Origin of the sequence: Caballeronia sp. LZ035 (genome assembly GCF_031451175.1) — a bacterium.
Classification (GTDB): domain Bacteria; phylum Pseudomonadota; class Gammaproteobacteria; order Burkholderiales; family Burkholderiaceae; genus Caballeronia.
Window position 1 is genome coordinate 2977996 of the sequence record NZ_JARUXS010000001.1, and the last position, 25909, is coordinate 3003904.

Below are 25909 nucleotides of genomic sequence, written 5' to 3' on the forward strand. Positions count from 1 at the left end.
GTGGGGCGTTTTGCTTTTCCGGAGCCGCGTTCAGCTCAGCGCGTCTTCAACTGCTCCATGACGATATCGACGATCTCCTCTGGCGTGTGCTCGATGCTCACGACGATCGCCTCGTCCTCGCCCGGCGGCTCGAGCGTGTCGAGCTGGCTTTGCAGCAGCGTCGGGTCGAAGAAGTGCCCCGTACGCGTACCGATGCGCTCCTTCAACACGTCGAACGAACCTTCCAGGTAGACGAAGCAGACATCCTTGTCGCCGTCACGCAGCACGTCGCGGTACGAGCGCTTCAGCGACGAGCACGTGAACACCGCCGTCTCGCCTGCGCGCTGCTTCTCCTCGATCGCGGCGCGAATCGTCTTGAGCCACGGCCAGCGGTCGTCGTCGGTGAGCGGAATGCCCTGGTGCATCTTTTCCTTGTTGGCTTCGCTGTGAAACGCGTCGCCGTCGGTGAAGGCACACTGCAGCCGTTCGGCCAGCAACTCGCCGATGCGGGTCTTGCCGGCGCCCGACACACCCATCGCGATCAGAATCATCGAAATCTCCTTACACGACCGCCGCAAGCGCGAAGGTCAAACCCAGTCCTAACAGTGAAATGATGGTTTCGAGCAGCGACCAGGTCTTGAACGTCTGACCGACCGTCATGCCGAAATACTCCTTGATCAGCCAGAAGCCGCCGTCGTTCACGTGCGAGAAGATCAGCGAGCCGGAGCCGGTAGCCAGCACCAGCAGTTCCGGGCTCGTGTGACCGCCCGCCGCCGCCGCGATCGGCGCGACGATGCCGCAGGCCGTGGTCATCGCAACCGTCGCCGAGCCGGTAGCCAGACGAATCAGCGCCGCGACGAACCAGCCGAGCAACAGCGGCGACAGATTCGCGGACGAAGCCGTCGCGACGATCTGCTGGGAAATGCCGCTGTCACGCAGCACTTGCCCGAAACCGCCGCCCGCACCGACGATCAGCGTGATGCCCGCGATCGGCGCAAGGCACTCGCCGCAGAACTTCTGGATCTGCTCGCGGTTGAAGCCCTGCTTCGCGCCGAAGGTCCAGAAGCTGACCAGCACCGCGATCAGCAGCGCCATGTCCGACTGGCCGATGAAGCGCAGCAGGTCATTGGGCAGCGTCTTCGGCGTGAAGACCAGATCCGCCCAGCTGCCGATCAGCATCAGGATCACCGGCAGAAGAATGGTGAACAGCGTGATGCCGAAGCTCGGCAAGACGCGCTTCGTGTCGGCTTCGCCGTGCTTCTGCACGAACTGATCGGCGAGCGCGTTGGCGTCGGGCAGCTTGATGTGACGGCTGATCAGCAAGGCGAACAGCGGACCGGCGACGATGGCCGTCGGAATGCCGACGATCAGACCATACGCGATGGTCCTGCCGATATCCGCGTGATACGCCTGCACCGCGAGCAGCGCGGCCGGGTGCGGCGGAATCAGCCCGTGCACGACGGACAAACCGGCGACCATCGGCAGGCCGATGAGCAGCAGCGACTTGCCGGTGCGCTTGGCGACGTTGAAGGCAATCGGAATCAGCAGCACGAAGCCGACTTCGAAGAACACCGGCAAACCGACGATGATCGCGACGACCATCATCGCCCAGTGAATGTTCTTCTCGCCGAAGAGATCGATCAGCGTATTGGCGATGCGCTCGGCGCCCCCTGATTCGGCCATCATCTTGCCGAGCATGGTGCCGAGGCCGACCACGATGGCAATGTGGCCGAGCGTATTGCCATTGCCGGTTTCGAACGACTTGACGATCTTGTCCATCGGCATGCCCACCGCGAGCGCGAGCAGCACGGAGACGATCATCAGGACGAGGAATGGATAGACCTTGTAGCGCGCGATCATCAGGATCAGAACCGCAATCGCGATCACCGCGTAGAGCAAGAGCATGCTCCCGTGGACGGCTGGCATGACGCCTCCTTTATTTCTTTGTTCAGGTTATTTTTTCGCCTTGCGTGCGGCCTGTATCGCAATCCTTACTGGCAGGCTCGGTGGCGAACCGGCGCAGCAACCACGGGCACGCTCACATCAGGCGTTGGGCAACAGAATTTTACTTGCTGAAAGGCGTTTCAGCCGAAGACGTGCGAGCTTGGCAGCGTCTTTTCATCGGCGATGTCGCGGATGGCTCGACGGCACATCAGGATCGCCGGGTGTCTCCCTTGTATTTTTCATTGACGATGGACGCACTCGGGATGCGCGCGTCCATCGCAGGGAACGTCAGTGCGGCGCCAGTTCGCTTGCGGCGCGCGCGAGGCGCGTGACTTCGTCCCAGTTTTGCGCGGCCAGCGCGGCCTTCGGCGTCAGCCACGAACCGCCGACGCACACCACGTTGGGCTGTGCGAGGAAACTGGTCGCGGTCTCGGCCGTGATGCCGCCGGTCGGGCAGAAGCGCAGGTTCGGGAACGGTCCGTGGAACGCCTGCAGCATTGGAATGCCGCCCGCCTGTTGCGCCGGGAAAAACTTGACGATTTCGTAGCCCAGTTCCATCGCGGCGATGATGTCGGACGGCGTCATGACGCCCGGCAGCAGCGGCAGGCCGGCGTCCTGCGCGGCCTTGTGCATGTCCTTCGTCAGACCCGGCGACACGCCGAACTGCGCGCCCGCCTTCTTCGCCTGCGCGCAATGCTCGGGCTTCGTGATCGTGCCCACGCCGACCACGATGTCATCCGCGAGCTGGCTCGCGCGTTCGATCGCGGCAATGCCGGCCGACGTGCGCAGCGTGATTTCCAGCACCTTCACGCCGCCTGCGTGCAGCGCGCGCGACACGTGTTCGCCCTGCTCGACCGAGTCGAAGGCCAGCACCGGAATCACCGGTCCCAGACGCACGATTTCGCTTACCGTTTTCATGTGATGCGACTCCTGGTTTGATGCGGCGCCTTGCAGGCGATCCGCGGGGTTCTCTCAGGCCGGGCCGTTCAGCGTCAGTGATGCGCGGCGTGCGCCTTGTTGAGCGCCGATGCCGCCGCGCGCGCGTTGTCGCGCAACGGATTGCGCTCCTGCGCGGACGCGCCGTCCGCCTGTGCAGCGTCTGCGCCGATCAGCGCGCCGAACACCGATGCGCCTTCTTCGGCCGGCAGCGCCGCGCTGCGGAACACGCCGAACAGTTCGCGCCCGAAGCCGACTTCGTTCTCGGCCTGATACAGCGGCGCCTGGACTTCGCGCGCCGCCCATTCCTTTGCGTCGATCTCGATGTCGAGCACGCCGGACGGTGCGTCGATGACCAGCATGTCGCCGGTGCGCACCTTGCCGAGCGGACCTTGCAGCAACGCCTCGGGCGACACGTGGATCACCGCCGGCACCTTGCCCGATGCGCCGGACATGCGACCGTCGGTGACCAGCGCGACATGGAAGCCCTGATCCTGCAACACGCCCAGCAGCGGCGTCAATCGATGCAGTTCCGGCATGCCGTTCGCCCGCGCGCCCTGGAAGCGCACCACGGCGACGAAGTCGCGCTTGAGTTCGCCCTTGTCGAAGGCTTCCTGCACTTCTTCCTGCGAATTGAACACGATCGCCGGCGCCTTCACCACGCGATGCTCGGGCGCGACCGCCGAGATCTTGATGACGCCGCGGCCGAGCTTGCCCTGCATCAGGCGCAGGCCGCCGTCCGGCTGGAACGGCTCGCCGATGCCGCGCAGCACCTTGCTGTCGTGGCTTTCCGCGGCGCCGTCGACCCATTGCAGCTTGCCGTCGATGAGCTTCGGCTCCTTCGTGTAATGCGACAGCCCACGGCCCGCGACCGTCTGCACGTCCTCATGCAGCAGTCCGCCTTCGAGGAGGTTGCGCACCAGGAACGCGACGCCGCCCGCCGCATGAAAGTGATTCACGTCGGCCTTGCCGTTCGGATAGATCTTCGCGAGCAGCGGCACGACTTGCGAGAGTTCGTCGAAATCGTTCCAGTCGATGATGACGCCCGCCGCCCGCGCAATCGCCACGAGGTGCAGCGTGTGATTGGTCGAGCCGCCCGTCGCGAGCAATGCGACGATGCCGTTTACGATGGCCTTTTCATCGACCACATGGCCGATCGGCGTGTAGTTGCCGCGCTCGTGCGTCAGGTCCAGCACGCGGCGCGCGGCTTCGGCGGTGAGCGCATCGCGCAGTTCGGTGTGCGGATGCACGAACGCCGAACTCGGCAGATGCAGGCCCATCACTTCCATCAGCATCTGGTTGCTGTTGGCCGTGCCGTAGAACGTGCAGGTGCCGTGACCGTGATACGCGGCCGCCTCGGCTTCGAGCAGCGCGCTGCGGTCGCACTGGCCGGTGGCGAACTCCTGGCGCACCTTGGCCTTGTCGTCGTTGGTGAGACCGCTGGTCATCGGGCCGGCCGGCACGAAGATGGTCGGCAGATGGCCGAACTGCAGCGCGCCGATGGCCAGGCCCGGGACGATCTTGTCGCACACGCCGAGACACAGCGCGGCGTCGAACATGTTGTGCGTCAGCGCGACAGCCGTGCTCATCGCGATGACTTCGCGCGAGAACAGCGACAACTCCATGCCCGCATTGCCCTGCGTGATGCCGTCGCACATGGCGGGCACGCCGCCCGCAAACTGCGCGATGCCGCCGTGTTCGCGCGCCGCCTGCTTGATGAGGTCCGGAAAGCTCTTGTAGGGCGCGTGCGCGGACAGCATTTCGTTATACGAGGACACGATGCCGATATTCGGCTCGCGCACCGCCTTGATCGCAAATTTTTCCTGGCCTTCGAGGCCCGCGAAGCCGTGCGCGAGGTTCGCGCAGGACAGCGCGCCGCGCGCCGGGAACATGCCCTGCGCGGCGTCGATGCGCGCCAGATAAGCGGCGCGCGTCGGCTTGCTGCGCTCGATGATGCGGTCGGTAACGTGCTTCAGTTGCGAATGCGGGGAAACCATCGATGCTCCTTCGTCTCACTCCCGGCGCGCCTGCCGTCGAGATGGGGTGTGGAATTGCGAGGAACGGCGCCTGGGTTGTTGTCGTGTCGTTCGCCGATGGACCGAATATTAGTAGAAAAACTACATGCATTCAATGGGGTAAATGCGGACAATGGTCGTCGAAGCGCCGTACGCCCTTGCTTTTCCGGCAAGCTTCTCAGGGAAATCCCTGAGATATGCAGCCGAATTTATGTAGTATTTGTACAAGCCGAATCATCGGCTATAGTCGCAAACAATTTTCAGCATAGGCGAGATTTCCGATGTTGCTGTCCCAAGTCGAAGCAATGCGCGAACAGTTGCGGCCCTCGGAGCGCAAGCTGGCCGACTACGTGCTCGAGGCGCCGCGCGAAGTGCTCGATCTCTCGATGACCGATTTCGCCGCGCGCGCGGGCGTGAGCCAGCCGACCATCGCGCGCTTCTGCCAGGCGCTCGGCTTTTCCGGCTTTCGGGAATTCAAGATCCGCCTTGCACAAGGCGTAGCAGCGGGCGTTCCCACCGTCTTTCGCGATGTGAAGAGCGACGAACCGCCCGCCGGCGTCGCGGCGAAGGTGCTGGACCGGACCATCGGTGCGTTGATCGAGGTACGCAACAGTCTGTCTTCGGACAGCGTCGCGGCGGCCATCGCCATTCTCGCGGACGCGCGGCGCATCGAGTTCTACGGCGCGGGCGGCTCGGGCATCGCCGCGCTCGACATGCAGCACAAGTTCTTCCGGCTCGGCGTGCCCTCCGTCGCCTACTCCGATCCGCACACGTACACGACCTCGGCCGCGCTGCTCGGCCCGGGCGATGCCATCGTTGCAATCTCGAACACCGGCCGCACGCGCGACATTTTGGATGCGTGCAAGTCCGCGTTGCACGGCGGTGCGAAGGTGATCGCGATCACGCACGGCAACTCGCCGCTGGCGCGGCTGGCGACGGTGGGACTCTTTGCCAACGTCGACGAGGACACGGATATTTTTTCGCCGATGACCTCGCGCGTCTCGCATCTCGCGATCGGCGACATTCTGGCGGTGGGACTGGCGCTCGCACGCGGTCCGAAGCTGGCGGAAAAGCTCGCGGAAGCGAAGGACGTGCTGGAAAGCCGCAGGGTGGGCACGTGAGCCGGGGCGCGGCTCACGCGGAAGACATCAGAAAGGCTTGACGACCACGAGCAGCGTTGCGCCGAGCAGGCCGAGCACCGGCAGCTCGTTGAACATGCGATACCACTTGTCCGACCGTTTGTTTTCACCGCGCTGGAAGGTATGCAGCAGGCGTCCGCAATACGCGTGATAGACGATGATCAGCGCGACGATGGTGAGCTTCGCGTGCAGCCAGCCCTGCCCCGCGCCGATGCCGACGACAAGCCACAGCCACAGCCCGCACGCCAGCGCCGGCACCGCGATGAAGGTCATGAAGCGGAACAGCTTGCGCGCCATCAGCAGGAGCCGGGCGGTGGCCTTGGGGTCGGTTTCCATCGCCAGGTTGACGAAGATGCGCGGCAGATAGAACAGCCCCGCGAACCACGAGGCGACCAGCACGATGTGCAGCGATTTGATCCAGAGCATCGGTCTTGTGGGCTTCCGCGAGGTTATTGACGCACTTCGCCGCGCCCCAGCACGACGTATTTCAACGATGTCAGACCGTCCAGTCCCACCGGACCGCGCGCGTGCAGCTTGTCGTTCGAAATGCCGATTTCCGCGCCCAGTCCGAATTCGAAGCCGTCGGCGAAACGCGTCGATGCATTGACCATCACGCTCGCGGAATCCACTTCGCGCAGGAAACGCATGGCGCGGTCGTGGTCTTCGGTGAGGATGGCATCGGTGTGATGCGAGCCGTAGGTATTGATATGGTCGATGGCTTCGTCCAGCCCTTCGACAATTTTCACGGCGAGCACCGGCGCGAGATATTCGGTGCTCCAGTCGGCTTCGGTCGCATCGACGAGCCCGCCAATCTGCGCCGCCTCCAGCACGGCGCGCGCGGCGGCATCCACGCGCAACTCGACTTCCTTCGCCTGGTACGCACGCGCGAGCAGCGGCAGCGCTTCGTTGGCAATGCCGCGCGCGACCAGCAGCGTTTCCATCGTGTTGCAGGTGCCGTAGCGGTGGGTCTTCGCGTTGTCGCAGACGGCGGCGGCCTTCACGAGATCCGCGCGGTCGTCCACGTAGACGTGGCAGATGCCGTCGAGATGCTTGATCATCGGCACGCGCGCTTCTTCCATCAGGCGAGCGATCAGGCTCTTGCCGCCGCGCGGCACGATCACGTCGACGAATTCGGTCATCGTGATCAGCTTGCCGACCGCCGCGCGATCCGCCGTTTCCACCACTTGCACCGCGTCCTGCGGCAAGCCCGCCGTTTCCAGCCCGACGCCGATCAGTTTCGCGAGCGCCGTATTGCATTCGAGCGCCTCGGAACCGCCGCGCAGAATGGTTGCGTTGCCGGATTTCAGGCAGAGCGCCGCGGCGTCGATGGTCACGTTCGGACGCGACTCGTAGATGATGCCGATCACGCCGAGCGGCACGCGCATCTGTCCGACCTGGATGCCGCTCGGACGGAACTTGAGGCCGCTGATCTCGCCGATCGGATCGGCCAGCGCGGCCACCTGGCGCAGCCCTTCGATCATCGTGTCGAGGGCTTTGTCGGATAGCGTCAGCCGGTCGATGAACGCGGCGTCGTGGCCTTTCTCTCGCGCGCGTGCGAGGTCGCGAGCGTTCGCCTGCTTGAGCGCCTCGCGCTCGCGTGCGATGGCGTCCGCCACCGCGAACAGCGCGGCATTCTTCGCCGCCGTCGAGGCTCGCGCCATCGCGCGTGACGCCGCGCGGGCGCGGCGGCCGAGGTCGGTCATGTACTGGTCGATGTTCATCGTGAGTCTCTTTCTGATGCCGCTGATCTGCACTGTTCGCGCTTGCCAATGCGGAACGGGCGTCCGCGAACCGGACGCCGCGATAGTTCATTTTAAGCCGGGACGCCGCCGGCAACAGGCCGCGACGGCCGCGCCTTATCGACGCAATCTAGCGCCGCAATCTAGCGACGCGGTCGCGGCGCCGCCGCCGTCCGCCCTGGCGTGCCGCCGTGCGCCACGGCCATCGCGAGTTCGAACATGCCGGCCCACGGATCGGGCGGTGTCTCGCTGCCGCGCTTGCCCGTGCCGCCGGACAGGCCCTTCACCTGACGGTCGAGCCGCGCTGCCAGCGAGAGCGCCTTTTCGAGCGCTTCGTCCGTCACCCGCGCCAGCGCCGGCGGAATCAGCCGCTCGCGCGGTCCCCAGACGCGGTTCTCGCGCATCAGCGTCGCGAGCGGCTTGCCGGCAGCGACGCCGCGCTTGATGCGCAACAGCGTACGCACTTCCTCGACCAGCGCCCACAGCACCAGCACGGCCGCTTCGCCTTCGCCTTTCAGACCGTCGAGCATGCGCGCGAGCCGGCCGACATCGCCCGTCAGCATCGCTTCATTGAGCTTGAACACGTCGTAGCGCGCGACGTTCAGCACGGCATCGTGAATCTGCTCGAAACTGAGCACGCCTTCCGGATACAGCAAGCCGAGCTTCTGGATTTCCTGATGCGCGGCGAGCAGGTTGCCTTCCACCCGTTCCGCGATGAACGCCAGCGCGCGCCGTCCGTCTTCGCCGGGCGGAACGCGTTGGCCCTGTTGCGCGAGCCGCTGGCCAACCCACATCGGCAAGTGCGCGCGCTCGATCGCATCGATTTTCAACGTGACGCCCGCGCCGAGCAGCGCGCTGAACCACGCCGATTTCTGCGTCGCGCTGTCCAGCCGCGGCAGCGTGACGAGCGTGACGACGTCGGGATTGTCGGCGGCGGCGAGCGCCTTCAGCGACTCCGCGCCTTCCTTGCCCGGCTTGCCCGTGGGAATGCGCAACTCGATCAGCTGGCGGTCGCCGAACAGCGACATCGACTGGGTGGCGCCGAGCAGCGCGCTCCAGTCGAAACCACGCTCCACCGTGAACACCGAGCGGTCAGTGAAGCCGTTCGCGCGCGCGGCAGCGCGGATGCGGTCGCACGCTTCCTGCGCGAGCAGATGCTCGTCGCCATGGATGACGTACAGCCCCTTCAGGCCTTTCGCGAGATGCGCGTCGAGCGCGTCGAGCTTCAGCTGCATGGACGCGGGCCGCCTGTATTCAACGCGGTGATCGAAGCGGTGATCGAAGCGGTGATCAAAGCGGCGGCACCGGCAGCGGCGCGCGCGGCGCGAGGCCCGGCGTCTGCTCGCCCGGCGCCGGATGCAGCGAGCGCACCGTGGCAAGCCGGCGCGTCAGTTGATCCACGGCGTCGTTGCGCATGTCGTTGTAGAGCAGGGTCGCTTCCTGCGACTTGGCGAGCGTGTACTGGTCGCTGTAGGTCATCGAACGGTTCAGCGCGATCACGCTCGGCGGAATCAGCAAGGTGCCGTCCGCGCCGACCAGCGAGTAACTCACGTTGTAGACCAGCTCGTATTCCTGCACGACGCCCTGCGCGTTCAGGCTGAGCGTGCGCATGCCCTGGCCTTCCGCGAGGCGCAGCGTGGCGTCCGGTTTCTCGACCGCCTTGACGACCACCGTATCGCTGCCGCCCTGGATCATGCGTTCGAGGCGCGCGACCATCTGCGGCGGGCCGCCGCTGATGGCGAGCCGCTTGAACGCATAGTCCTGCTGTCCGCGCAGCTGGAAGCCGCAAGCGGACAACGCAGCCGCGGCGCCGAGAAGCGCGACGAACGAACGCCTGCTGATGCCTTTTTCGAAGGCTTTACCGGTCACATCGACTCCTTGGTTTTGCGCGTCGGACGCATTACACGACCACGTTGACGAGACGCCCCGGCACCACGATCACCTTCTTCGGCGTGCGGCCTTCAGAGAACTTCCCGAACATGTCATGCGCAACCGCCGCCTGCTCGATGGCCTCGCGCGACGCGTCCTTCGCCACGGTCAGGGCGCCACGCACCTTGCCGTTAATCTGCAGCACGAGTTCGATTTCCGACTGTTCGAGCGCGGCTTCGTCGACCTTCGGCCAGGGCGCGTCGAGCAGCGGACCGAAGGTGTCGGCGTAACCGAGCTCCGACCACAACTGGAAGGTCGCGTGCGGCACCACCGGATACAGCACGCGCAGCAGCACGCCGAAGGTTTCGTTCAGCACGCCCTCGCCCGCCTGCTTCGCGCCTTCCAGCGCGTTGAGCATCTTCATCGCGGCGGACACGACCGTGTTGTACTGCAGGCGGCCATAGTCGAAATCGGCCTGCTTGAGCACAGTGTAGATCTCACGGCGCAGCGTCTTGTCGGCGTCGCCGAGCTTGGCGGCGTCGAGCTTGCCGTGCTGGCGCAGCGCGGCGGCGTTGTCGTGCCCGAAGTGCCACACGCGGCGCAGGAAGCGGCTCGCGCCTTCCACGCCCGCGCCCGACCATTCGAGCGACTGCTCCGGCGGCGCCGCGAACATCACGAACAGGCGCGCGGTGTCCGCGCCGTACTGGTCGATCAGCGTCTGCGGATCGACGCCGTTGTTCTTCGACTTCGACATCTTCTCGACGCCGCCCAGCACGACCGGCTGGCCATCGGCATTGAGCGTCGCACCACTCGGACGGCCCTTGTCGTCATGCGCGACCGTCACGTCGAGCGGGTTGTACCAGGTCTTCTTGCCGGCCGCGTCTTCGCGATAGAAGGTCTCGTTGAGCACCATGCCCTGCGTGAGCAGGTTCTTAGCCGGCTCGCCGAACTTCACGAGACCCATGTCGCGCATGACCTTGGCCCAGAAGCGCGAATACAGCAGGTGCAGGATCGCGTGCTCGATGCCGCCGATGTACTGGTCCATCGGCATCCAGTAATCGGTGCGCTCGTCGACCATGCTCGTGGCGTCCGGCGCCGCGTAGCGCGAGAAATACCACGACGAATCGACGAAGGTGTCCATCGTGTCGGTTTCACGCTTCGCGTCGGCGCCGCAGGTCGGGCAGGTGCAGTTCAGGAACGCTTCCGACTTCGCGAGCGGATTGCCCGAGCCGTCCGGCACGAGGTCTTCCGGCAGCACGACCGGCAGGTCCTTCTCGGGCACCGGCACGTCGCCGCACTTGGGGCAATGGATGATCGGGATCGGCGTGCCCCAGTAGCGCTGGCGCGAGATGCCCCAGTCGCGCAGGCGCCAGGTGATCTGCTTGTCGCCGAGGTCCTTCGCCTTCAGATCGGCGGCGATCGCGTCGATGGCGTCCGCCGTGGTGAGGCCGTCATACTTGCCGCTGTTGATGAGCTTGCCCGCGGTCTTGTCGCCGTACCATTCTTCCCAGGCGTCGGTCGAATAGGTCTTGCCTTCGACATCGATCACCGGGTTGATCGGCAGGCTGTATTTCTTCGCGAAGGCGAAATCGCGTTCGTCGTGCGACGGCACGCCCATCACCGCGCCTTCGCCGTAGGACATCAGCACGTAGTTGCCGATCCACACCTCGACCTGCGCGCCCGTCAGCGGATGCGTGACGAAGAAGCCCGTAGGCACGCCTTTCTTTTCCATGGTGGCGACATCGGCTTCCGCCACGCCGCCGCGCTTGCATTCGTCGATGAACGCCTGCAGCTCCGCGTTGTCGCGCGCGAGACGCGTGGCGAGCGGATGCTCCGCCGCGACCGCCGCGAAGGTGACGCCCATGATGGTGTCGGCGCGCGTGGTGAAGACGCGCAGCAGCTTCGCTTCGCCGTCGATCTCATACGGGAAGCCGAAGTTCACGCCGAAGCTCTTGCCGATCCAGTTCTGCTGCATGACCTTGACGCGCTCGGGCCAGCCGAGGCCTTCGAGGTCGTCGAGCAGTTGATCCGCATAATCGGTGATGCGCAGGTAGTACATCGGGATTTCGCGCTTCTCCACCAGCGCGCCCGAGCGCCAGCCGCGCCCGTCGATAACCTGTTCGTTGGCGAGCACCGTCTGGTCGACCGGGTCCCAGTTCACGGTGCCGGTCTTCTTGTACGCGATGCCCTTTTCCAGCATCTTGAGGAACAGCCACTGGTTCCACTTGTAGTACTCGGGCGAGCACGTGGCGACTTCGCGCGACCAGTCGATGGCGAGGCCCATCGACTGCATCTGCTTCTTCATGTACGCGATGTTCTCGTAGGTCCACTTCGCCGGCGGCACGTTGTTCGCCATCGCGGCGTTCTCGGCGGGCATGCCGAACGCGTCCCAGCCCATCGGCATCAGCGTGTTGTAGCCGTTCATGCGCAGGTAACGGTACATCACGTCGTTGATCGTGTAGTTGCGCACGTGACCCATGTGCAGCTTGCCGGACGGATAGGGCAGCATCGAGACGCAATAGAACTTGGGCTTGGCCGACGTCTCGGTCGTCCGGTAGACGTCGTTCGCGCGCCAGGTGGTCTGCGCGGCGGATTCGACGTCGGCGGGTACGTATTTATCGTGCATGGTGTGATGGCTTTACGCTAAGGCTGGGAACGGACCCCGGAACCCGCCGTTCTCGTGTTGGGAAACGGCTGATTCTGGCGCCGTGTGGTCTCGTGTGCCGGACCGGCGCGGCGTCGAATGTCGGGCCGCCGGCGGACGCAATCCGCGCAAAAACGGGCAAATCGCGATTATACCGTTCGATGCGGCGCGTCAGGCGCGGCAAGCTTCTCGGGCTTCTCGGGCTTCTCGGGCTTCTCGGGCTTCTCGGGCTTCTTTGGCTTCTCGGGCTTCTCGGGCTTCTCGGGCGGCTAAAGCTTTTCAGGCGCACACGCGCACGGCGTGGACTCAACGCGCGGGCGAAGGCGCCTTCGGCTGCGCCGGCTGCTGCGCCGGCTGTGTCACGAAGCCGATCCGCTCGATCCCCGCCTGCTGCGCCGCGCCCATCACCTGCGCGATGACGTCGTAGCGCGTCGCGCTCGACGCCCGCAGATGCAGTTCCGGCTTCTGCGCCGCCCGGCCCGCCTCGACGAAGCGCGCCCGCATCTGCTCCACGCCGATGAGCGTGTCGTTCCAGTAGAGCTTGCCGGTGTCGTCGATGGACAGCGTGATGGTCTGCGGCGTCTCGCGCGCGGGCTGCGAGGACACCTTCGGCAAATCGAGGCGAATGGCGTGCGTGAACAGCGGCGCCGTGATGATGAAGATGACGAGCAGCACGAGCATGACGTCGATGAGCGGCGTCATGTTGATCTCGGCCATCGGCTGGCCGTTCGCGTGCTTGTCTAGTCCGCCGAAGGCCATGTGCGCTCCGTGTCGGCCGTACCGCACACGAACGCGTGCAGGTCGTGGGCGAAGCCGTCGAGTTCCTCGGAAATCTGCCGCACGTAGCGGCCCAGCACGTTGTAGGCAAGCACGGCGGGAATCGCGACGACCAGTCCGAAGGCCGTCATGATGAGCGCCTCGCCGACCGGCCCCGCGACGTTCTCGATCATCGCCTGCCCGCTCGATGCAATGCTGGACAGCGCGTGATAGATACCCCAGACGGTGCCGAGCAGACCGACGAACGGCGCGGTGCTGCCCACTGACGCCAGCAGCACCTGGCCGAATTCGAGGCGCCGCTGCGAGCTCAGCATCGCCTGGCGCAACGCCCGCAGCACGCGCTCATTGCGTTCGACGCGCGACAGCAGCGCGCCCGGCATGTCCGTCTCGGACGCGTGCCAGGCGGCCTCGGCGAGCGGCAGGAAGACCCGTTCGCGATCGGCCCGCCGCAACGCGCCGATGCCGTCCTTGAGCGTCGCCGACTGCCAGAAGCGTTGCAGCGCGCGCGGTCCCTGCCATTTGGCGCGCGCGAGAATCCACGCCTTCATGAGCAGGAAGCACCAGCTGGCGAGGGACATCGCGAGCAGCAGACCGGCGACCGCGTGCGTGACGGCGTCGCCGGATTGCAGATAGTGGATGACGCCCGTGGCGGCCATGGTCGCGCGGCGGAATCAGCGCAGGCCGAGCACGTCCTGCATGTCGAAGAAGCCCTTGTCGTGGCCCTGCAGGAACCGCGCGGCGCGCAGCGCGCCCTGTGCGTAGGAGAGCCGGCTGGCCGCCTTGTGCGTAATCTCGATGCGCTCGCCGATGCCCGCGAACAGCACGGTGTGATCGCCGACGATATCGCCGCCGCGAATCGCGGAGAAGCCGATGGTCGACGGATCGCGTTCGCCCGTCACGCCTTCGCGGGCGTACACGGCGCAGTCCTTCAGGTCGCGGCCGAGCGCCTTCGCGATGACTTCGCCCATGCCGAGCGCCGTGCCCGAGGGCGCGTCCACCTTGTGGCGATGGTGCGCCTCGATGATCTCGATGTCGTAGCCGGTCGCGAAATGCTGCGCGGCGAATTCGAGCAGCTTCATCGTGACGTTCACGCCGACGCTCATGTTCGGCGCGAACACGAGGCCGATCTGCTCGCCGGCCTGCTTGAGCTGCGTCTTCTGCTCGTCCGAGAAGCCGGTCGTGCCGATGATCAGCTTCACGTCATGACGCAGCGCCGCTTCCAGATGAACGAGGGTGCCTTCGGGGCGCGTGAAGTCGATCAGATAGTCGGCGTCGCCGAATACGCTTTCGATGTCGTCGGTCAGCAGCACGCCGGTCGTCTTGCCGAGGAACGCGCCCGCATCTTGGCCGAGCTGCGGCACGCCGGGCCGGTCGAGTGCGCCGACGAGCTGGGCGTCGGGATCGTTGAGAACGGTTTCGATCAGCATCCGGCCCATGCGGCCCGATGCGCCGGCGATGGCGATCTTCATGGCAGTCTCGTTTGATGAACCGCGCCCGGCGCGCGGCCGGGGGCGTGGTGGTTCAGTGCGGTGTTTCCGTACGGCGTCCCGGCGCAGTGGCACCGGAGCTTGCTGACTCTACTGCGGCATCGTGAATTGCTGCTGGCCATTTCCGCTGTTGCTTCCGGCCGGCGCGGGCGACGTACTCGCCGGACCGACCGCGCTGCTGTCGGGAATCTGGATCGGCTGCGGCTTGCGCTGGAGCTGGATCTGCGAGTTGCTGCCCGAGGCGCCGCCCGCACCCGGCGCGCCGCCTGCGCTCGTCGGCGCGCTGCTGAACGCCGAGGAACGTTGACGGCCTGCGGGCATTTCGACTTGCGCGGTCGCGCGGTTGGCGGCTTGCGCGGCCTGCTGGTTCGCATCGCCGGCAAAGGCATTCGACGCATTCGGCTGCGTGGACGGCTCGCCGGCCGGGGCCGTCACCGCCACGCCCGACGCCGCCGACGCTCCCGACGCCGGCGTTGCCGCCGCGCCCGTCTTGGCGACCTTGACGCCCTTGTCGCCGTCGATTTCGGCGAGCAGTTCGAGGTTCGACGGCAGGTTTTCACCGCCCGACCAGCTCACCACGCGGTCGCTCGCGAAGTTGACGACGAAGTCGCGCTGCTGCACGACGGCGGTGGATCCGCGCTTGAAGTAGAAGACGTAGTCCCAGCGGTCCGCATGGAACATGTCGATGAGAAGCGGCGTGCCGAGCAGTTGCTTCACCTGGTCGCGCGACATGCCGACCTGCATCTGCGCGGCGGCTTCCGCCGAAACGAAATTGCCTTGCACAACCGTGATCCGATACGGTGTGATGCTTTGCGCGATCCTCTGCGTGACGCTGTCGTACGCCGAGCAGCCGGCGAGCAATGCGGCCAAGGTTGCTGCGATCACGGTTCCCCGCATGCGACGGCTCTCCCTGCTATTCGATAAAGATTGAAAAAACATTTCACCTTTCACGCGAGGCGCTTGAAGTCCGCGCTCGCTTCGTCCGACCAGCCCGCAAGCATAAGCGACGCAAGCACGCGGGATGTCGGGAATCGGAAAAACGCATTACTATGAGAACCTTGAATTGTACTCTAGGGATGCCTAGCCATGACCAATCCCGCCGATCTCAAAAATATCGGACTCAAGGCGACCCTGCCCCGCCTCAAGATTCTCGAGATTTTCCAGCACAGCCCGGTGCGCCATCTGACCGCTGAAGACGTGTATCGAAACCTGCTCAACGAAGAGCTGGATATCGGTCTCGCCACGGTGTATCGCGTGCTCACGCAGTTCGAGCAAGCCGGCCTGCTGTCGCGAAGCAATTTCGAATCGGGCAAGGCCGTGTTCGAGCTGAACGAAGGATCGCACCACGATCACCTCGTCTGCATCGACTGCGGCCGCGTCGAAGAGTTCTTCGATGCGGAGATCGAGCGCCGTCAGCAATCGATCGCCAAGGAACGCGGTTTCAAGCTCCACGAGCATGCGCTCGCGCTGTACGGCGCATGCACGAAGGAAAACTGCCCGCACCGCAAGCATTGAGCGTCGCGCGCCGCGCTTCCCGGCGGCGCGCCGGATGCAAAAAACCGCCGTCCATCTTGTCGATGGACGGCGGTTTTACTTCGCCTGTACGTTTCGCGATCTGCTTATGCGAGCGATTCGCAACTGCATTTCGCGAGAGGCATCACGCGGCGCGCGCGGCCGGTTCAATCAGCGTGTAGCGCTCGGGCAAGTCGAGTTCGTCGCAGTTCGGCTGGTCGCCGCCGCGATCCACCACGATGAAATCGCCTTCCCGGTCCAGCACGATCAACGGGTGATGCCACACGCCGCGCGCATAGTTCACGCCTTGCCAGCCGCGCGCGTAGAACGCGCGCATGCCGTTGACGTCGAAGTCGCCCGCCGGCGCCACCACCACCAGATAACGCACGTCGGCGAGCGGCAGGAACGCCTGGCTGCCGAGCGGATGACGCTCCATCATCGAGATGACGACCGGTTGCGGACGCGGCTGGCCGCGAAACAGATTGATGAGCGGACGCCCGCCGCTCTCGAAGCCGATGTCCACCTGCGCGAGATCGTGAAAGCGTTCGGTCGTGCCCGCGTTGATCGGAAAATGACGTGCGCCTTCCAGCTCGATGACATCGCCGAAAGGGGCGAAAGCTTCGCGCGTGAGCGGTTCCAGCGTCAGCGTTTTCATTCGATTGCTCCGAAGATCCGCAACCGCGATACCCCGCCGTCCGGATAGATGTTGAAGCGCACGTGCGTCACCGGGCCGAGCGCGGCGAGTTCGTGCTCGAAGCGATGCACGCTGTCCATCGAGAGCTTCTGCTCGTCGAGCAACACCGGCCAGAACATCGCCTGCGTGACGAGCGATTCGTCGGTGCCGCCCACGACGCGCGCCGCCTGCAGCGAGCAGCGGTCCGGATAGTTGCCCTTGAAGTGCGCGGTGTCGACTTCAATCGCGCGGATCACGCCCGGATGCGCGAGCGCGACGATCGCCCAGTCGTTGCCGGGCTCGCGCCGGCGCCGCGTTTCCCAGCCGTCGCCCATGTTCACGCCGCGTCCGGGCATGAGCATCTGCGAAGCGGGACCGAAATGCTGGTTGTTCGCCGCGACCAGCGAAGCGCCGTTCTCGAGCGCCGCGAGATCGAGCAGCGTGCCGCGTTCGACACGCGAGAAGTCCGTCTTCGGCTGGCCGTACACGCGCAGCCGCGCAATGCCGCCATCCGGATAGATATTCACGCGCAAGTGCGTGTAGGCGCGGGTATCGGCGATGTCGAGATAGTGATGATGGTCGCCCTTGAGCGTCGTGGACGGCACGATCTCGCGCCAGTCGCCGTCTTCCTGCGGATTGGCGCTGTTGCTCACGCAGGCATCGATGGACGCCGCCGGCGGAAAGTTGCCGGTGAAGTGACTCGTGTCGATGTCGATCCCGTGAATTACCCCCGCGCGCGCCAGCTTGACGATGCAATAGTCGTAACCCGTCGTGCGCTTGCGGCGCGTCTCCCAGCCGTCCATCCACTTGCCGTGTTCGTCGTACTTGCCGGGGATGAACACCGCGGGCTGCGGCTCCAGCATGCGCGACTTCGGCGCGAAGAATTCATCGCTGGCGAAGAGCGCCTCCGCGCCCAGACGCGGATCGGCCAGGTTCATGTAGCGGCGGGCGAATGCGGGAGCGTCGGCGGGGAGAAGCGGATTGGCCATGTCAGGTTCCTTCGGTTGCGGTTGCGTTTGCGTTTGCGTGAATGTTCAGACTGCGTGTGCGGGTTCGTTGCCGTGCGCGGCGTCCGGCGCGGCCGGCACGAAGCGATAGTCGGCGTCCTGGTCGAGCACGCGCTTTGCACGCACCCGGTCGATGTCGTTCTCCCACACCGCGACGACCACGGTCGCAACGCAGTTGCCGATCAGATTCGTCACCGCCCGCGCGATGCCCACGAACCAGTCCACCGGCAGGATCAGCACGAGGCCCAGCACGGGAATCGCGGGAATGGCGGAGAGCGTCGCCGCGAGAATCACGATGGCCGAGCCCGGAATGCCGTGCGCGCCCTTCGAGGTCACCAGCGAGACCAGCACGACCACGATCAGATCGTGCAGCGACAGCGGCGTGTTGGTGGCCTGCGCGATGAAGATCACCGCGAGCGTCAGGTAGATGGAGAAGCCATCGAGGTTGAACGAATAGCCGGTCGGGATCACCAGGCCGACGGTGGAATCCTTGACGCCCATCCATTCGAGCTTGCGCATGATCTGCGGCAACACTGCATCCGAGGACGCCGTGCCGAGCACGATCGACAGTTCCTCGCGCAGATAGCGCACGAGCTTGAAGATGGAGAAGCCCGCGAGCCGCATCACCACCGCGAGCACCACGAACACGAACAGGAAGCAGCTGGCATAGAACACCATCACCAGCAGTCCCAGTTGCTTGAGCGAAGCGACGCCGTACTGGCCGGTCGTGAACGCAATCGCGCCGAGCACGCCGAGCGGCGCGAGCTTGATGATGAACGCCATGATGCGGAAGAACACGGACGAGAGCTCGTCGATGAACACCGTCACGCGCTGCGCCTTGTTGCCGAGCATCGAGAGGGCCGAGCCGAACAGGACCGCGAACACCAGCACTTGCAGGATGTCGCCTTTGGCGAAGGCATCGACGGCCGTGTCGGGAATGATCTTCAGCAGGAAGCCCGCCGTGTCCTTGAGGCTCTTCGCATGCTCGGTGTAGGTGGAGAGCGCGGAGGCATCGAGCGAATGCAGATCGATGTTCATGCCGACGCCCGGCCGCGTGACCCACGCGAGAATCGCGCCGATCACCAGCGCCAGCGTGGTCATGATCTCGAAGTAGACCACCGCCTTCAGCCCGACGCGCCCGACCTTCTTCAGATCGCCCGCGCTTGCCATGCCGCTCACCACGACGCAGAACACGATCGGTCCGATGACCATCTTGATCAGCTTCAGGAAGCCGTCACCCAGCGGCCGCAGCGACTGGCCGAAATGCGGAAACAGCGCGCCGACCACGATACCGATGACCAGCGCGATCATCACCCTGCCGAACAGCGAATTCAGAAATCTCGACACGACCGTCTCCTCGTGTAATGTCTCACCTCCGGAGCAACTGTTCCGACTGGTCGGACCAGTGCTGTGATGGGGAATATTAGAAAGCCGATATAGCGGCGTCAAGGAAGCATTGATAACGGTTTACCCTGTGGAAGACGGGCACGGAACTGGCCGTCGCACGGCCGTTCACACGCGTTCACGGGACGCGCATACAATGGCGGTCAGACCGGCCAAAGCACCCTTTCCTCCATGAAAAATGTTCCGCACACCGTCACTGACGCGGCCATCGCGACCATTCGCGAGCGCGTCGAATCGAGCGTGTATCCGGTAGGCAGTCTGCTGCCGGCGCAGCGGCAGTTATCGGAAGAACTGGCGATTAGCCGGGCCTCGCTGCGCGAAGCGCTCTCCACGCTCGAAGCGCTCGGCATGTTGCACATCCGCCCCGGCAAGGGCGTATATGTCAGCAGCGCGCAGGCGAGCAACACGCATCCATGGCGTTTCGCGGATCAGGCCTCGCTGCCGGACACGTATCAGATGCGTTTTGCGCTGGAAGGCTTCGTCGCGCGGCTGGCGGCGCATTCCATCGGCGATGCGGACGTCGACTGGCTCGACGACAACCTCGCGTCCCTGCATGGCGCGCTGACCGAAGCCGCGCTGGAAGAAGCGGCGCAACTGGACTTCGCGTTCCATATGCGCATCGTGAGTCTGGCGGGCAACGCGGCGATCGAATCGATCCTGCGCGGCAGCGCCGACATCATGAAGGAGAGCCAGCGCCTGCCCTTCTACCGGCGCGAACTGGTGCTGTCCACGTATCACGAACACGCGGCAATCATCGAAGCGCTCAAGGCGCGCGACGGCGAAGCGGCCGGCGAGGCGATCGAAGGACATATCGTCAATGCGGCGCAGCGGGCGGGCGTGCATTTTCCGGTGCCGAAACGCTGATTCGCTGCGGCACTTCTCCGGCACTTCTCCGACGCTTCGCGGTCTCAGCAAGGGCCGTACGCGCCGAAGTTTTCCGGACGCTTGCGCTGCCCTGCAATTGACTGAATACCAACAGGAGCAGCGTCGATGGACATGCAACAACTCGCTTCAGAATTTCTCGCTTCGGAACACGGCGCACAAGCCACGCAAGCGCTCGCCGATCAGGGCATCAGCACGGAAGACAGCCAGCAGATCCTCGGCACGGCGGCGGAAACGGCTCACGCGCACGTGGAGGAACAGCATGAAGGCTTGCTGGGCGATCATCCCGGCAAGAGCTTCTTCGCGGCGTTCGCGTCGGGCCTGGTACGCGGCGACGGCTTCTTCAAGTCGATGGAGGAAGGCGGTGAAGGCGTGCTGACGGGACGCATTGCCGAATCGATCGCGGCGCGCATGGGCATGGACCCGGGCACGGCAGCGACGGTCGCGGCGGCGGCCACACCCTATGTCATCTCGTTCCTGCGCGAGAAGCTCGGCTGACCCACGCTACACGCAGTCGAAAAAAAAGCCGCTCCGAGGAGCGGCTTTTGCATGTCTGAGACTGAAACGCAGCGAAGCTTACTTGGCGTTGGCGAGCGCCACGGCCGTGTCCAGCATGCGGTTCGAGAAGCCCCACTCGTTGTCGTACCAGCTCGACACCTTCACGAGACGGCCCGACACCTTCGTGAGCGTCGCATCGAAGCTCGACGAAGCCGGGTTGTGGTTGAAGTCGATCGAGACCAGCGGTGCATCGTTGTAGCCGAGAATGCCCTTCAGCTCGCCTTCCGATGCGTCCTTCATGATCTTGTTGACTTCTTCCACCGTCGTGTCGCGCGCGGCGATGAACGACAGATCCACCACCGAGACGTTGATCGTCGGGACGCGGATGGCATAGCCGTCCAGCTTGCCGTTCAGTTCCGGCAGCACGAGGCCGACCGCCGACGCCGCGCCCGTCTTCGTCGGGATCTGGCTGTGCGTGGCCGAGCGCGCGCGGCGCAGGTCTTCGTGATACACGTCCGTCAGAACCTGGTCGTTCGTGTAGGCGTGGATCGTGGTCATCAGGCCGTTCACCAGGCCGATCTTGTCGTTCAGCGGCTTGACGAGCGGCGCGAGGCAGTTGGTCGTGCACGACGCGTTCGAGATGACCGTGTCCGATGCCTTCAGCACATTGTGGTTGACGCCGTACACGATGGTCGCGTCGACGTCCTTGCCGCCCGGCGCCGAGATGATGACCTTCTTCGCGCCGCCCTTGATGTGCGCGCTGGCCTTTTCCTTCGTCGTGAAGAAGCCCGTGCACTCGAACACCACGTCGACCTTCAGCTCGCCCCACGGCAGTTCGGCCGGGTTGCGGTTGGCCAGCACGCGGATCTTGTCGCCGTTGACGACGAGGTAGTCGCCGTCCACCGAGACTTCGCCCGGGAACTTGCCGTGCGCCGTGTCGTACTGCGTCAGGTGGGCGTTGGTCTTCGCATCGCCCAGATCGTTGATCGCGACGATCTCGATGTCATGCTTCTTGCCGTTCTCGTAGAACGCGCGCAGCGTGTTGCGGCCGATGCGGCCGTAGCCGTTGATTGCAACGCGAATCGTCATGGTCTATCTCCTGATGGTAAAAAAACCTTGTCCGCTGGTGGAAGCAAGCGCATTTACGCCGCGAGCACGTCCTTCGCCGTCTTGACGACGTTCTCCACCGTGAAGCCGAAGTGCTTGAACAGCGCGCCGGCCGGCGCCGACTCGCCGAACGTGTCGATGCCGACCACGCCGCCTTCCAGGCCCACGTACTTGCGCCAGAAATCCGTCACGCCCGCTTCGATCGCCACGCGCGCCACGCCCTTCGGCAACACGCGTTCGCGATACTCGGCGTCCTGCTTGTCGAAGACATTCGTGCAGGGCATCGACACCACGCGCGCGCCAATGCCTTCCTTCGCCAGCGCCTCGACCGCCTGCATGGCGAGTTGCACTTCCGAGCCGGTGGCCAGGAGGATGATCTTGCGCGCCGGGATGTCGTCGTTCCAGTCGCGCAGCACGTAGCCGCCCTTCGCGATGTTCGCGATCTGGACGTCGTTGCGCGGCGAGTACTGCAGGTTCTGGCGGCTGAAGATCAGCGTCGACGGACCGTGATGCGCGATGGCATGCGTCCACGCGACCGCCGTCTCGACGGTATCCGCCGGACGCCAGGTCTGCAGGTTCGGAATCAGGCGCAGGCTGGAGACGTGTTCGATCGACTGGTGCGTCGGGCCGTCTTCGCCAAGGCCGATGGAGTCATGCGTGAACACGAAGATGGAACGCGACTTCATCAGCGAAGCGACGCGCAGCGCGTTGCGGCTGTAGTCCGAGAACGTCAGGAAGGTGCCGCCGAACGGACGATAGCCGCCATGCAGCGCGATGCCGTTGATGGCCGCGCTCATGCCGAACTCGCGCACGCCGTAGTTGATGTGGTTGCCCCACTGGATGCCCGCGTGATCCGGGTTGGCGTTCTCCTGGTCGCCCGCCGCGCGGACCGCCTTCGACGCCTTCCAGTTGGTGAGGTTCGAGCCGGTCAGGTCGGCGGAACCGCCGAGCAGTTCCGGCAGCGCGGCCGCGAGACCTTCGAGCGTGTTCTGCGAAGCCTTGCGCGTCGCGATGGTCTCGCCCTTCTGGTTCGCGTCCTCGATGATCTTCGCCGCGCTTTCGGCCCAGTTCGCCGGCAGTTCGCCGCTCATGCGGCGCGTGAACTCGGCGGCTTCGGCGGCGTACTTCGCGCGATAGGCGTCGAACGTCTTGTTCCATTCGGTTTCCGCGTGCTTGCCCTGTTCCTTCGCGTCCCACGCGGCATACACGTCCTGCGGGATCTCGAACGGACCATAGTTCCAGCCGATGGCCGCGCGCGTCGCCGCGATTTCCTTGTCGCCCAGCGGCGCGCCGTGCGCGTCGTGGCCGCCCGCCTTGGTCGGCGCGCCCTTGCCGATCACCGTGCGGCAGCAGATCAGCGTGGGCTTGTCCGACTTCTTCGCGGCCGCGATGGCAGCGTCGACGGCATCGACGTCATGACCGTCCACCGCGCGGATCACGTTCCAGCCGTAGGACTCGAAGCGCTTCGGGGTGTCGTCGTGGAACCAGTGCTCGACGTGGCCGTCGATGGAAATGCCGTTGTCGTCGTACAGCGCGATCAGCTTGTTCAGCTTGAGCGTGCCTGCCAGCGAGCAGGCTTCGTGCGAGATGCCTTCCATCAGGCAACCGTCGCCGAGGAACACGTACGTGTGGTGATCGACGATCTTCGCGTCGGCCCTGTTGAACTCGGCGGCGAGCAGCGCTTCGGCCAGCGCCATGCCGACCGCGTTGCCGACGCCCTGGCCGAGCGGGCCGGTGGTCGTTTCGACGCCCGGCGTCATGCCCACTTCGGGGTGGCCCGGCGTCTTCGAATGCAGCTGGCGGAAGTTCTTCAGTTCGGCGAGCGGCAGGTCGTAGCCGGTGAGGTGCAGCAGCGAGTACAGCAGCATCGAGCCGTGGCCGTTCGAGAGCACGAAACGGTCGCGGTCGAACCAGTGCGGATTCACCGGATTGTGCTTCAGATGGCGCGACCACAGCGCGACACCGATTTCGGCCATGCCCATCGGCATGCCGGGGTGGCCGGAATTGGCTTGTTGGACGGCGTCCATGGCGAGCGCGCGGATTGCGTTGGCCATGTTTTTGGCCACAGGGGCGGTCTGGCTGGAAGTCGGGGTCGTCATGTCGAGTCTGGGCAGGTCCTGAAAAGATCCGCAGTGCTTCTCTGGCTGGATGTCTCACACGCGCCGGACCCGCGGCACACAACGTTTTCAGGACCGGAACGACGAGAAACGACGAGGATCGGGAGGCCGTCATTCTAACAGACCGGTCCGTTCGCCACGCGGCCAGGGAGGCCGCGGACCGGCGTGTATCCGGCTGCGCGCCTGCGGGCATGTTCCGTGCAAAACACGGTCGGCGCGGTGCGTTGCTGAGCGTCGTCGTCACCACGCACGTGTGAAGACCCCGCGACATTACACGCTCCGGCGCACGCGCAACGGACGTTCATCAGGCGAAATCCGTCCGGCGCGGCCCATGGCGGCTCGTCGTTGCACGGTTTTGCGCGGCCGATTGATCGTACGGCTTCATGGCAGAATGTCTTACAACCCGCAGCAGCAAGGCTTCAAGGAGTGTTCCCGATGACCGACCCTCGCCCGGCCGACGTGCCCTGGCTGACTCCGTATCTCACGGTGCGCGACGCGCGCGTGAGCATCGCGTTCTATGAAAAGGCGCTGGGCTTTGCCGTGCGCGACAGCGTGAACGACGACGGCACGATCATCCACGTGGAGATGATGTATCGCGGGCAGTTGATCGTGATGTTCGCGCCCGAGGGCGCATACGGTTCCCAGGCGCGCACCCCGAAGAGCGCGGGATACATGGCGCCGCAGTCGTTCTATCTGTATGTGGACGACGTCGACGCCACTTTCCAGATGGCGCTCGCCGTGGGCGCGAAGCCGCTGATCGAGCCGCAGGACCAGTTCTGGGGCGACCGTTTCGCGCAATTCGAGGATCCGGACGGCTACCGCTGGGCCATCGCGCGGCATCTGGCCTGAACCTTCAGGCATTTCTACATTCCGCGGGCGCACCGGCCCGCGATCGACCTTCCATGCCACGTTTTCATGTCGACGGCCCGCTCTCGCCGGGTCAAACCTTCTCGCTTCCTGACGCCGTCGTGCGCCACGTCCACGTGCTGCGCCTCCAGACGGGCGACGTCATCACCCTGTTCGACGGCGCCGGCGGCGAATATCGGGCCGAACTGGTCGATATCGCCAAGCGCGCGGCGCTCGCGCGGATCGACGAACACAGCGAGCGCGAAGCCGAACCGCCCTATCGCGTGATCCTCGCGCAAGGGATCGCGGGCGGCGACAAGATGGATTGGCTCATCGAGAAGGCCGTGGAACTGGGCGTCGCGGGCATTGCGCCGCTCACGGCTGCGCGCGGCGTCGTGCGTCTGGCCGGCGAGCGGGCGCTGCGGCGACAGGCGCACTGGCAGGCGCTGACGCGCGCGGCCTGCGAACAGTGCGGCCGCAATCGCGTACCGGAAGTCGCTCCGCCGCGCGATCTCGACGCCTGGCTCGCCAGTCTCCCCGCCGCCGCCGAGGGTGAACTGCGCCTGCTGCTGTCGCCGCGCGCCGAAGTGAGCTTCGCCGCGCTGCCCGTCGAAGCGCCGCGTGGAACGGTTACGTTGCTGATCGGCCCTGAAGCAGGCTTTTCGCCTGCGGAAGAGCAGGCGAGTGTCGACGCCGGCTTCGCGACGCTCGGGCTCGGCCCACGCGTGCTGCGTACCGAGACGGCGGGCATCGCGGTGCTTGCGGCGCTGGCGGCGCGCTGGGGCGGGTGGTGAAGCGCGAAGGCGGTTGGTGAAGCGCGGGGGCGGTTGGTGGAGCGCGGGGGCGATTGGTGGAGCGCGAGGGCAGATGGTGAAGCGCGAGGGCGGTTGGCGGAGCGCGGGGGCAGTTGGTAACGCGCGAGGGCGGTTGGTGAAGCGTGAGGGCGGCTGGTGAAGCGCTGGGGCGCTTGGTAAAGCGCGAAGGCGGTTGGTGAAGCGCTGGGGCGGTTGGTATTGCGCTGGCGCGGCTGGTGAAGCGCTGGCGCGCCTGGTAAAGCGCGAAGGCGGTTGGTGAAGCGCTGGGGCGGTTGATATTGTGCTGGGGCGGCTGGTGAAGCGCGAGGGCGGTTGGTGAAGCGCTGGGGCAGTTTGTGAAGCGCGAGGGCGGTTGGTGAAGCGCTGGGGCGGTTGATATTGTGCTGGGGCGGCTGGTGAAGCGCTGGCGCGGCTCGTAAAGCGCGAGGGCGGTTGGTGAAGCGTGAGGGCGGCTGGTGAAGCGCTGGGGCGCTTGGTAAAGCGCGAAGGCGGTTGGTGAAGCGCTGGGGCGGTTGGTAT

General features: G+C 65.3%; 25 protein-coding genes. 7 read left to right on the forward strand and 18 right to left on the reverse strand.

Annotated features, from left to right (window positions below; genetic code table 11):
• Positions 1-35 precede the first annotated feature (35 nt).
• From QCE88_RS14025 to edd, 4 genes are all read right to left on the reverse strand, one after another.
• The gene (locus QCE88_RS14025; RefSeq protein WP_309902795.1) at positions 36-530 is read right to left on the reverse strand and encodes a gluconokinase; all 495 of its coding nucleotides are present in this window, start codon (positions 528-530) and stop codon (positions 36-38) included.
• 10 nt (positions 531-540) lie between these two features.
• On the reverse strand, positions 541-1905 hold the full coding sequence (locus QCE88_RS14030; RefSeq protein WP_309902797.1) for a GntP family permease: 1365 nt from the start codon (positions 1903-1905) through the stop codon (positions 541-543).
• Between the two features lie 306 nt (positions 1906-2211).
• Entirely contained in the window at positions 2212-2841 is a 630-nt protein-coding gene (eda, locus tag QCE88_RS14035; protein WP_309902800.1) for a bifunctional 4-hydroxy-2-oxoglutarate aldolase/2-dehydro-3-deoxy-phosphogluconate aldolase, read from the reverse strand.
• A gap of 74 nt (positions 2842-2915) precedes the next feature.
• Positions 2916-4856 carry a phosphogluconate dehydratase gene (edd, locus tag QCE88_RS14040; protein WP_309902802.1) on the reverse strand — a complete coding sequence of 647 codons (1941 nt, stop codon included), beginning with the start codon at positions 4854-4856 and terminating at the stop codon, positions 2916-2918.
• Between the two features lie 299 nt (positions 4857-5155).
• Here edd and QCE88_RS14045 point away from each other — a divergent pair, with 299 nt between their 5' ends.
• On the forward strand, positions 5156-5995 hold the full coding sequence (locus QCE88_RS14045) for a MurR/RpiR family transcriptional regulator (RefSeq protein ID WP_309902805.1): 840 nt from the start codon (positions 5156-5158) through the stop codon (positions 5993-5995).
• 27 nt (positions 5996-6022) lie between these two features.
• On the opposite strand, the gene QCE88_RS14050 is transcribed toward QCE88_RS14045, so the two are convergent.
• From QCE88_RS14050 to leuS, 5 genes are all read right to left on the reverse strand, one after another.
• Positions 6023-6439 (reverse strand): CopD family protein, encoded by a 417-nt coding sequence (locus tag QCE88_RS14050; RefSeq protein WP_309809739.1) that lies wholly within the window; start codon positions 6437-6439, stop codon positions 6023-6025.
• Between the two features lie 23 nt (positions 6440-6462).
• A complete protein-coding gene (locus QCE88_RS14055) occupies positions 6463-7734 on the reverse strand; it encodes a glutamate-5-semialdehyde dehydrogenase (protein WP_309902808.1) in 1272 nt (423 codons plus the stop codon).
• A 161-nt stretch (positions 7735-7895) separates the two neighbouring features.
• On the reverse strand, positions 7896-8987 hold the full coding sequence (gene holA, locus QCE88_RS14060; RefSeq protein ID WP_309902809.1) for a DNA polymerase III subunit delta: 1092 nt from the start codon (positions 8985-8987) through the stop codon (positions 7896-7898).
• Positions 8988-9042: 55 nt separating this feature from the next.
• Positions 9043-9594, reverse strand: a complete 552-nt coding sequence (gene lptE, locus QCE88_RS14065; protein WP_309903597.1) for an LPS assembly lipoprotein LptE — start codon at positions 9592-9594, stop codon at positions 9043-9045.
• Between the two features lie 58 nt (positions 9595-9652).
• Complete coding sequence (gene leuS, locus QCE88_RS14070; protein ID WP_309902812.1) at positions 9653-12247, reverse strand: leucine--tRNA ligase; 2595 nt, start codon at positions 12245-12247, stop codon at positions 9653-9655.
• A 117-nt stretch (positions 12248-12364) separates the two neighbouring features.
• On the opposite strand from leuS, the gene QCE88_RS14075 reads away from it, so the two are divergent.
• Positions 12365-12538, forward strand: a complete 174-nt coding sequence (locus QCE88_RS14075; RefSeq protein WP_309902814.1) for a hypothetical protein — start codon at positions 12365-12367, stop codon at positions 12536-12538.
• A gap of 33 nt (positions 12539-12571) precedes the next feature.
• Here the strand turns inward: QCE88_RS14075 and QCE88_RS14080 are convergent, their stop codons facing one another.
• The 4 genes from QCE88_RS14080 to QCE88_RS14095 form a co-directional block, all read right to left on the reverse strand.
• Positions 12572-13024 (reverse strand): biopolymer transporter ExbD, encoded by a 453-nt coding sequence (locus QCE88_RS14080; RefSeq protein ID WP_309902816.1) that lies wholly within the window; start codon positions 13022-13024, stop codon positions 12572-12574.
• Positions 13006-13698, reverse strand: a complete 693-nt coding sequence (locus QCE88_RS14085) for a MotA/TolQ/ExbB proton channel family protein (protein WP_309902818.1) — start codon at positions 13696-13698, stop codon at positions 13006-13008. Before QCE88_RS14085 ends, QCE88_RS14080 begins: the two co-directional genes overlap by 19 nt.
• Before the next feature lie 15 nt (positions 13699-13713).
• Positions 13714-14511, reverse strand: coding sequence for a 4-hydroxy-tetrahydrodipicolinate reductase (dapB, locus tag QCE88_RS14090; RefSeq protein WP_309902820.1), 798 nt, complete (start codon positions 14509-14511; stop codon positions 13714-13716).
• Between the two features lie 108 nt (positions 14512-14619).
• Positions 14620-15426, reverse strand: a complete 807-nt coding sequence (locus QCE88_RS14095; protein WP_309902823.1) for an outer membrane protein assembly factor BamE — start codon at positions 15424-15426, stop codon at positions 14620-14622.
• 189 nt (positions 15427-15615) lie between these two features.
• On the opposite strand from QCE88_RS14095, the gene fur reads away from it, so the two are divergent.
• Complete coding sequence (gene fur / locus QCE88_RS14100) at positions 15616-16044, forward strand: ferric iron uptake transcriptional regulator (RefSeq protein WP_309809755.1); 429 nt, start codon at positions 15616-15618, stop codon at positions 16042-16044.
• A gap of 142 nt (positions 16045-16186) precedes the next feature.
• On the opposite strand, the gene QCE88_RS14105 is transcribed toward fur, so the two are convergent.
• From QCE88_RS14105 to QCE88_RS14115, 3 genes are read right to left on the reverse strand one after another with little or no spacing between them, the layout of a single operon-like run.
• The gene (locus QCE88_RS14105) at positions 16187-16696 is read right to left on the reverse strand and encodes an ureidoglycolate lyase (protein WP_309902825.1); all 510 of its coding nucleotides are present in this window, start codon (positions 16694-16696) and stop codon (positions 16187-16189) included.
• On the reverse strand, positions 16693-17703 hold the full coding sequence (alc, locus tag QCE88_RS14110) for an allantoicase (protein ID WP_309902826.1): 1011 nt from the start codon (positions 17701-17703) through the stop codon (positions 16693-16695). Before alc ends, QCE88_RS14105 begins: the two co-directional genes overlap by 4 nt.
• Positions 17704-17748: 45 nt before the next feature.
• Entirely contained in the window at positions 17749-19068 is a 1320-nt protein-coding gene (locus QCE88_RS14115; protein ID WP_309902828.1) for a C4-dicarboxylate transporter DctA, read from the reverse strand.
• A 228-nt stretch (positions 19069-19296) separates the two neighbouring features.
• On the opposite strand from QCE88_RS14115, the gene QCE88_RS14120 reads away from it, so the two are divergent.
• Positions 19297-19989 carry an FCD domain-containing protein gene (locus QCE88_RS14120; protein ID WP_309833323.1) on the forward strand — a complete coding sequence of 231 codons (693 nt, stop codon included), beginning with the start codon at positions 19297-19299 and terminating at the stop codon, positions 19987-19989.
• A gap of 126 nt (positions 19990-20115) precedes the next feature.
• On the forward strand, positions 20116-20505 hold the full coding sequence (locus QCE88_RS14125; RefSeq protein ID WP_309902830.1) for a hypothetical protein: 390 nt from the start codon (positions 20116-20118) through the stop codon (positions 20503-20505).
• A 78-nt stretch (positions 20506-20583) separates the two neighbouring features.
• Here the strand turns inward: QCE88_RS14125 and gap are convergent, their stop codons facing one another.
• On the reverse strand, positions 20584-21594 hold the full coding sequence (gene gap, locus QCE88_RS14130; protein WP_309902832.1) for a type I glyceraldehyde-3-phosphate dehydrogenase: 1011 nt from the start codon (positions 21592-21594) through the stop codon (positions 20584-20586).
• A gap of 53 nt (positions 21595-21647) precedes the next feature.
• On the reverse strand, positions 21648-23666 hold the full coding sequence (gene tkt / locus QCE88_RS14135; RefSeq protein ID WP_309902834.1) for a transketolase: 2019 nt from the start codon (positions 23664-23666) through the stop codon (positions 21648-21650).
• Positions 23667-24164: 498 nt separating this feature from the next.
• Between tkt and QCE88_RS14140 the strand changes: the two genes are divergently transcribed.
• Positions 24165-24578, forward strand: coding sequence for a VOC family protein (locus QCE88_RS14140; protein WP_309902836.1), 414 nt, complete (start codon positions 24165-24167; stop codon positions 24576-24578).
• A gap of 53 nt (positions 24579-24631) precedes the next feature.
• A complete protein-coding gene (locus QCE88_RS14145) occupies positions 24632-25369 on the forward strand; it encodes a 16S rRNA (uracil(1498)-N(3))-methyltransferase (protein WP_309902838.1) in 738 nt (245 codons plus the stop codon).
• Positions 25370-25909 lie beyond the last annotated feature (540 nt).